We start from the raw sequence: 8,215 nt of genomic DNA on the forward strand, positions 1-8,215 counted from the left end.
TCGTCGCCGGCAACCGCCTGCTGATCCAGGGCGACCGCCACTACACCTACGACGCCTTCGGCAACCTGACCCAGGAACGCCGCGGCAAAGGCCAGCAACTCGTCACCGAATACCGCTATGACAGCCAACACCGGCTGATCGAAATCACCCGGCCCAACGGCCAAACCGCCCGTTACCGCTATGACCCGTTCGGCCGACGTATCAGCAAAACCGTCGACGGCATCACCACCGAATTTTTCTGGCAAGGCGACACACTTATCGCCGAACACCAAGCGGGCCGCCACCGCAGCTACCTCTACGAACCCGACAGCTTTCGGCCGCTGGCGCTTTTAGAAGGCTTCGGTCCAAAAGAAACACAGCCCTACCACTACCAACTCGACCACCTCGGCACGCCGCAAGAACTCACAGCCCCGGATGGCGAAATCGTCTGGTCCGCCCACTACCGCGCCTACGGCGAAATCGCCCGCCTCGACGTAGGCAAAATCGATAATCCGCTGCGTTTCCAGGGACAATACTTCGACGAAGAAAGCGGCCTGCACTACAACCGCCATCGCTACTACAATCCGGATACTGGTCGCTACCTCACGCCGGATCCGGTGAAGTTGGCGGGTGGGATCAATGGGTATCGGTATGTGCCTAACCCTATGGGGTGGGTAGATCCGCTGGGGCTAAACTCATGTCCTGGTACCGATTGTCAACCGAAGCGCAATGCTGACAAGCCGGAACAGCGTGTCAAGTTAAATGAAGGCGAGCCAAAACTACCAAAAGGTGCGGATAGTAAGCTATACAGAAATGGTGCATTTAAAAGAGCAAAATTAATAGGTAACGTACCAAGACAGCAACATCCCACCAAAACATATAAAGTAAAAATCAAAGATCAAGATCAATACACTGAGGGTCGAGTTTATGTATTTGAGTTAAACGAGCGTAAAATTGAGATACACGAACACTCTCTCGGCCATAAAAAAGGTAATCTCGGGCCACATTTCAATACAGAAATCAGCATAAAAGACAAAAAGATACCATTGAAAAACAACACGGACAACCATTCTTACTTCAAGAGATAGATATGAAATCAGTGTTCATTAGAGAAATAGGCATCCATCCATGGGACCAGCCGCATGGGTGCAACGATGAAAACTATATAACAATAACTTTACTTAATCAGAATTACGAAGGTGCCTGGAAAACCTGGTGCGAGTTCAGTTCGCCGCTTACAAAAAAATTCAATACCCTCGTTCACTGGCACACAAGGCTAACCCCTTACCTCAATAAGACTCAAGAGTACGTATCAAAAAAAGAGTTTTCCAAAAAAGCGAAAGCAGGCGATATTTTTAGAAAAAATGAGCTAACAGGAATTTACTCCAAGATAGTACAATTAAATACTGATCCCTTTTGCATAGACCATATGTGCATGACCGATTATCGAACCTCCATTACAATAATGCAAAAAAACAGCGTAAATCTAGAAAACTTGTGGCAGCAACTATGTAATCTTACAGACATCTCAAACACTGACGACTTCAAACTAATACTTAGCGAAAAAAGCTCTATCTCCTTTAGATTTTACGACACAGAAACATATGGCGCAGCTCAAGCAATATGCCACTCAGAGCACTTACCTCTTTTAAACAAAATTATTACAGAGATGAAAATTGAAGAGATTTCTCAGAATGACGTTTATGCGTACCTCCATAGTTAACCAATACAAGCAAAAAAATTTAATCCATAACAATCGAAAAGATAAAAACCCACCAGGAATAGCTATGCAATTAAAGCACCCAACTCATAGCTCATAAAATCAACCTCATCTACCTAAACAAAGCTACCTTTAAAAATCGGTGACAATTCACACCCTTACTTCAAGAGCCAAAAATGACGACTGTATATATAAATGAATATGGAGTAAGGCCATGGGAAAGTGCACACCCAACAAATGACGCCAGATTCACCACTACGACATTGTTAAGCCATAATTTCGAAAGCGCTTGGAGATCATGGTGCTCGGTGGTAGAGCAACTGCCAGAGGACTGGTCAATTAAAAGAGAATGGCATTCAGCGCAGCCGGCTGAATTCAATTCAAAAACCGAAGAGTATCTATTTAAAAAAAATACGATCAAAACAATTCAAGACCAAGACTTTTTTAAAAAAAATGAAAATAGCAATATCTACTCAACAATCAAAAATCTCCCTAACAACCCCAAAAAAATAGACAATCAGATCTTTGAAGGCTCGCACAACGTCATTTTAATTATTCAAAAAAAAGAAATTGCCATTGAGGATCTCTGGTCAGAAATGACCATATTTGAAAAGCATATTACTGCGGAAAAAATCAGCTCATTCTTTGAATCTCAAACCGACATACTGATATGTAGGTTTTACGAAGCTGAAACACATGCCGCAGCTCAATTCATTTACCATACAAACATCGAAAATCAAAAAATTATAGAAGCTTCTAAAATGCGATTTAAAAAAATACGCATTGAAGATGTCCACTTTCACATAAACACCAAATAGGACCACCACTTCGATTTATACGCTCTCCAATACGAGTGCAACTGACACGCAAAAAGCACCCTATATAACTTCTGACTTAAGTATGTGAGGCATTGCGCCAACGTCCCGTTCCCGCTTATACGGAATTTTGATATGAGACATAAGCCCAGACTCTCAATTTTGCGCAGTCTTCTTTTCACATACAACATTGAAAATCTAGACGATCATGAAAGAGAGAATTTTATTACATCAAAAAATGTAAATGATGAAAAAGAACTTTCAGAGCTATTTGATGAACTAACCAAACCCGAATTCGCATCCTATGGATACTTAGAGCGTAAGTGGCATATAGATACCATTGACTACTTTCTGAGGACCGACGAATCTTTTGAATCAGTTTTTCATAATTTCGACACATATTTTGACGACGAGATATTTGACAAAAGAAATTTTATGAAAGTACTTCTAGACTGCCTAATAAAATATAACGAGGAAATCAAAGAGCACGAGTCAAAAAATCTTAATTTATGACAATCAAAAAAATATAACCCACCACGAGGAATATTTATGCAGTTAAGCACCCAATTCAAAACTCATAGAATGCAATTCACCTGCCTAAACGAAGCCACAACAAGAGAGCGGATAAGTAAAAAGTACATCATAGACAAAAAAAACACAGACTTGAATTATCGGCACCGAAGATCTTTAGTCGATCTGTTAAACACTGCACTGAGCGATGATAGCTATGATTTTTCGACAGTATTGCGCCAGGTACCTGGTTTTTACTGCACACTGCCTTGGGGCTGGAGCGATATGGAAAACCCAAGAGGCTTTTTTGAGGATATTTACAGGCTGGCAACTCAAGGCTGGAAATACGACCTCCAAAAAGCCAGCCGAGAAGCCCCATCAACAGGGTAAGAACACCCACTACCTCACTGACTACCCCGCCCCTGTGGTCAGCGAGCTTGCCCGCGCTGGGCCGCGCAGCGGCCGGCCCGGACGGTTGGGTATTTCAGGTGTGTCGGTGCTGTCTGTGTTTGGGGCTGCTACGCAGCGCAACGCAGGGCAAGCCTGCTCACCACAACGACAGGCTCAAGTTTCGAGTTAACCTACGGCGCTCATTCGTAGGGAATGAGCGCCAGCGTAGCGCTGCTTTTTCACCCCACTCTCACCCCCACTAAACCGACCGCAACCAACTCCCCTGCGCTGCGCTGACGCGGTTACGCCCGCCGCTTTTGGCCTGGTACAACGCTAGGTCGGCGTCGTTGAGCCAACTGATGGAATCGGCATGCCCCGGTTGGTAAGGCGCCAGGCCAATGCTCAGGCTGGCGCGCAGGGTGGGGTTTTGGTCGTAGGTCAGCGCATTGAAGCGATCACGCAGCGTATCCATAGCTTGCGTGGCGCGGTTGAGCGGCATGTCCGACAAGATCACGCAGAATTCATCGCCGCCATATCGCCCCGCTTGGTCGGTGCTGCGCAGGTTCTGGCGCAGTACCTTGCTGAGCTGACATAACACGATGTCGCCGGTCACGTGGCCGTAGGTGTCATTGATGAGTTTGAAGTGATCGATGTCGATCAAGGCAATCACCGCGCCCTGCTGTCCATCGCGACAGCGCTGGAACTCGTTCTCCAACTGATCTTTCCACGCGCCGTGGTTGAGCAGCCCGGACAAGCTGTCAGTACGGCTCAGGGCCAACAGTTCGCGCTTGTGGCGGGACAGGTTCTGGGCCTGGCGATAGCAGATCCAGCCGAGCACCAACGGGTACAGCATCAGGATCGGCAGGCAGGCATATAGCTGGGTCTGGCTGGTCATGGCGATAAAACCCGGCGCCACCCACCACCACCCGATGGCGACACCCAGCGCCTGCGCCAGCCAGCCGGCCAACACAAAGCGCGGCCCGCCAATGGATACGTTGTTCATGGACATCATCGACAGCACGGTGACACTGGGCAGCGGATTGAAATGCATGGCGGCGACCCAAAAGCCTCCGCAGAACGAGTCGAACAGCAGATGGCGGCGCTCGCTGTGAAGGGTCTGGCTGGCGCGTTTGGTCAGTTGAAACGATACATGGGGCCAGACAAACGCGTTGATCAGCATCCAGGCCCATATCCACGGCGGAGGCTCCAGGGGGGACATGGCAAAAACCACGCACACCACGCCCAAGGCCAATCCCAAGGCACGGGTTTTGTAGAGGCGTATGGCGAGCGGAAGTCCTTTTCCTCCGACGCTGGGCATGGCGGGGGTCAATCCTGGAGGAATGCATCGAGTCTATCAGGGCGGCGGCAAATTGCCACCACGACCGATAAAGGCGTTGCTCAGTGGGAAAAACCCCGCGCAAGCATTAATGCGACCCCCAACAGCAGCACCGCCGTGGCGCGCTGCAACAACACGCGGCGCTGGGGGTTTTCCAGCACATGCTTGATGCGCTGACCGAAGTAGCAATACAAGCAGCCGCTGGCGAATTGCAGCAGCAGAAAGGTCAGCCCGAGGATGGCGATGTCCGCCGCCGAGCTGTGCTCCCCGGCCCCGGCGAACTGCGGGAACACCGCGCTGAACATAATGATGGTCTTGGGGTTGGAAAACCCAGTCAGCAAGCCTTTGCCAAACAGGCTGCGCGAACCTTCCACGGCTCCTGCCCTGTCGATCGACACGCCGTTGCTGGTCCACTGTTTGTAGGCCAGGTACAGGATGTAGGCGACGCCGACAAACTGGACGGTCTGAGTAATGGCCAGATTGCCCTTGATCAGTTCCGAGAAGCCCACGGCAAAGATCAGGATCGAAATCAGGTACGACACACTGGCGCCGATCTGCGCCGGGATCGAACTGCGCAGGCCGTCCTTCAAGCCCAGGCTCAGCAAGAGCAGGGTCATGGGGCCAGGGCTGAAGGTCATGGTGGCACAAAACAACAGAAAGTAGAGAAACGAGGAGAGCGTTAATGAGGTTGTCATGATCCTGGTCCTTGGGTAGGAGAGTCGACTGTCTTGGCCTTGAGCCCCCTCTTCGACTCTCAGCGGTTTCTGGATGCGCACATATAAGTCGTCATAAGAAACGCGGAATCCATTGCTCACTTGCAGGGAAAATCGCCGTATCCAAGCGAGGTGGCCGGCAGTCTAGAGGAGCTACGTTGCACCAGGCAGGTAAAGTGATGCCTAATCCGGCCTCACTTCACCGGTAAAAGCACCAGCAAAGACAAGGAAGGTTAATGTTTGTATCCGCCATCGCCTTTGTGGACGGCACGCCGAAGGTGCAGCAGATTGTCGAAGCGTTCAGCCAGGCTATTGAAAACGGCGAATGGGCACCGGGTAGCAAATTGCCATCGGTGCGCGAGTTGACCCAGACCCTGAGCGTCAGCAAATTCACCCTCAACGAAGCCCTCGACCGTCTGCGCGGCCGCAACCTGCTGACCTCCAGCCAGGGCCGCGGCTACTTTGTGGCGATGGGCAGCACGCGGCCAGCGTCGTCGACCTGGGTCGACCTACTGCCCCAGGACCTGCTCAGCGTCTTGCGTCGCCCGCTGGTGACCACCGACGGCGACCTGCGCCCCGGCGGCGGCCATTTGCCCGAAGCGTGGTTGAACAGCGACGCGCTCCGCCAGGCCATGCGCAGCGTGGTGCGCGCGCCGTCGCTGCGCATCGCCGGGCTGGGTACGCCAGCCGGTCTACTACCGCTGCGCCAGGCCCTGCAACACAAGTTGCACGGTGACGGATTGTCGGTGCCGGTGGAGCAAATCATCACCACCCCTAACACCGTGCAAGGCTTGGACATGCTTATGCGCCTGCTGGCGCGCCCCGGCGATACGGTGTTGCTGGATGCCCCGTGTTATTTCAACTTCCACGCCAATTTGGCGCTGCATGGGGTCAAGGTGGTGACCATCCAGCGTCGCCCGGACGGTTTCGACTTTACCGCTCTGGAACAGCTGCTGGCCGAACACCGTCCCAACCTGTACCTGACCACCAGCGTGCTGCATAACCCCACCGGCCATTCGTTCAGCCCGAGCCAAGCGTTCCGCCTGCTGCAGCTGACCCAGCATTACCACTGCCATATTGTCGAGGATGACCTCTACGGCGACCTGCACCCCAACCCACCACCACGCCTGGCCAGCCTCGCCGGTCTTGAGCAGGTGACTTACCTGTCGGGGTTTTCCAAGATCCTCAGCGCCAACACCCGCGTCAGCTACGTGGTGGCCGCGCCGCAATTGGCGGCCAACTTGACCAATATGAAGTTGATGAGCGGCGGCGTGACCTCGGAGCTGTTCGAGCAGATCGTCTACCGCATGCTCAGCGAAGGCAGCTACGCCAAGCACCGCAAACGCATGGTGCAACGGCTGATGGAGGCCGGTGGTCGCGTGGAGCAATGGCTCAGGCGTTGTGGTTGTGAACTGCCGATGGCCTACGAAGGCGGCATGTTTATCTGGGCGCGCCTACCGCCGGGGGTAAACGGCGAACTACTGGCCCAGGAGGCGTTGAAACGCAGCATGGTGCTGGCGCCGGGGGCGTTATTCGGCTACGACCCGATCCATCGCGATTCGATGCGCTTTAATGTGGCCCACAGCGACGACCCGCGCGTGCAGCGTGTCTTCGAAGCCCTGCTGCGTGAGGGTGCCGGCAAGTCTGGCGACTGATGCGGCCTAGGCTATACGTCGATTTTTTGCTTGGCCGTGTCCTCGTGCAGCCGTCAGGCGATGCGCCCAGCCCTTTACAAGCATGCGACGACGTATCCTGCCTGGCGAGTTTGACCAAGCCTGTTACACACCATATAGTGTGCCCACAAACAAAACCGACCACTACATAGTGTGCGACATCGGTGTTCACCGACCACACTCTGCGCAGTATTTCAATGCCTTGAAGCCTGCAAATCATCTAATTTTTGGACGGGCCCACCCCCGTCAGACCAGACCAGGAAGGAATATTTCGATGCTGAGTTGGGATGAAGTCGACAACGAAGACACCGGCCCAGCGGTGATCAAAGGCGCCAACGCCGGCCACGCCACCGAAGCCAACATGGACCGCCTCGACGGTGCCGGCGCCGCCGCCGCCATTGAAGCCCGCGCCGTCACCGCCAATGACTCCGCCGCCATCGTGCGCGCCAAAGCCGCCCTGGACAAACTCGACATCGCCGAAGGCCTCGCCGAACTCGAAGGCGCCTCCGCCCGCGTCGCTGTCGACGAAAAGCGCATGATCAACTGCCGCGCCGACCTCAACCAACTGGTGCCCTTCAAGTACGACTGGGCCTGGCAGAAATACCTCGACGGCTGCGCCAACCACTGGATGCCGCAAGAGGTCAACATGACCGCCGACATCGCTCTGTGGAAAAACCCCGAAGGCCTTACCGACGACGAACGCCGCATCGTCATGCGTAACCTGGGCTTCTTCTCCACTGCCGATTCGTTGGTCGCCAACAACCTGGTGCTGGCCGTGTACCGCCTGATCACCAACCCGGAGTGCCGCCAGTACATCCTGCGCCAGGCCTTCGAAGAAGCGATCCACACCCACGCCTACCAGTACTGCATCGAATCGTTGGCCATGGATGAAGGCGAGATCTTCAACATGTACCACGAGATCCCATCGGTGGCGAAGAAAGCCGCCTGGGGACTGAAGTACACCCGTTCGATCTCCGATCCGAAGTTCGAAACCGGCACCGTCGACACCGACAAAGAACTGCTGCGCAACCTGGTCGCCTACTACTGCGTACTGGAAGGCATCTTCTTCTATTGCGGCT

The 8,215-nt window shown here is 53.0% G+C and carries 8 protein-coding genes; 6 read left to right on the forward strand and 2 right to left on the reverse strand.

The annotated features are described in order from the left end of the window. From ABX75_RS27730 to ABX75_RS28905, 4 genes are all read left to right on the forward strand, one after another. A partial coding sequence (locus ABX75_RS27730) for an RHS repeat-associated core domain-containing protein (protein WP_047883110.1) occupies nucleotides 1-1,067 on the forward strand: 1,067 nt, incomplete at its 5' end. 2 nt (nucleotides 1,068-1,069) lie between these two features. Then, the gene (locus tag ABX75_RS27735) at nucleotides 1,070-1,702 is read left to right on the forward strand and encodes a hypothetical protein (RefSeq protein WP_047883111.1); all 633 of its coding nucleotides are present in this window, start codon (nucleotides 1,070-1,072) and stop codon (nucleotides 1,700-1,702) included. Between the two features lie 173 nt (nucleotides 1,703-1,875). Then, nucleotides 1,876-2,517 carry a hypothetical protein gene (locus ABX75_RS27740; RefSeq protein ID WP_144419336.1) on the forward strand — a complete coding sequence of 214 codons (642 nt, stop codon included), beginning with the start codon at nucleotides 1,876-1,878 and terminating at the stop codon, nucleotides 2,515-2,517. Between the two features lie 546 nt (nucleotides 2,518-3,063). Further along, nucleotides 3,064-3,414 (forward strand): hypothetical protein, encoded by a 351-nt coding sequence (locus tag ABX75_RS28905; RefSeq protein ID WP_177329716.1) that lies wholly within the window; start codon nucleotides 3,064-3,066, stop codon nucleotides 3,412-3,414. A gap of 259 nt (nucleotides 3,415-3,673) precedes the next feature. Here ABX75_RS28905 and ABX75_RS27750 read toward each other — a convergent pair whose 3' ends face one another. Both ABX75_RS27750 and ABX75_RS27755 read right to left on the reverse strand, forming a co-directional pair. Next, a complete protein-coding gene (locus tag ABX75_RS27750) occupies nucleotides 3,674-4,732 on the reverse strand; it encodes a diguanylate cyclase (protein ID WP_047883114.1) in 1,059 nt (352 codons plus the stop codon). A gap of 80 nt (nucleotides 4,733-4,812) precedes the next feature. Further along, a complete protein-coding gene (locus tag ABX75_RS27755) occupies nucleotides 4,813-5,445 on the reverse strand; it encodes a LysE family translocator (RefSeq protein ID WP_034097191.1) in 633 nt (210 codons plus the stop codon). 254 nt (nucleotides 5,446-5,699) lie between these two features. Between ABX75_RS27755 and ABX75_RS27760 the strand changes: the two genes are divergently transcribed. Together ABX75_RS27760 and ABX75_RS27765 are read left to right on the forward strand one after the other, a co-directional pair. Then, complete coding sequence (locus ABX75_RS27760; RefSeq protein WP_047883115.1) at nucleotides 5,700-7,118, forward strand: PLP-dependent aminotransferase family protein; 1,419 nt, start codon at nucleotides 5,700-5,702, stop codon at nucleotides 7,116-7,118. Nucleotides 7,119-7,410: 292 nt separating this feature from the next. Then, a partial coding sequence (locus ABX75_RS27765; protein ID WP_047883116.1) for a ribonucleotide-diphosphate reductase subunit beta occupies nucleotides 7,411-8,215 on the forward strand: 805 nt, incomplete at its 3' end.

Source organism: Pseudomonas sp. ARP3, from assembly GCF_001029595.1.
Lineage (GTDB): Bacteria > Pseudomonadota > Gammaproteobacteria > Pseudomonadales > Pseudomonadaceae > Aquipseudomonas > Aquipseudomonas rhodesiae.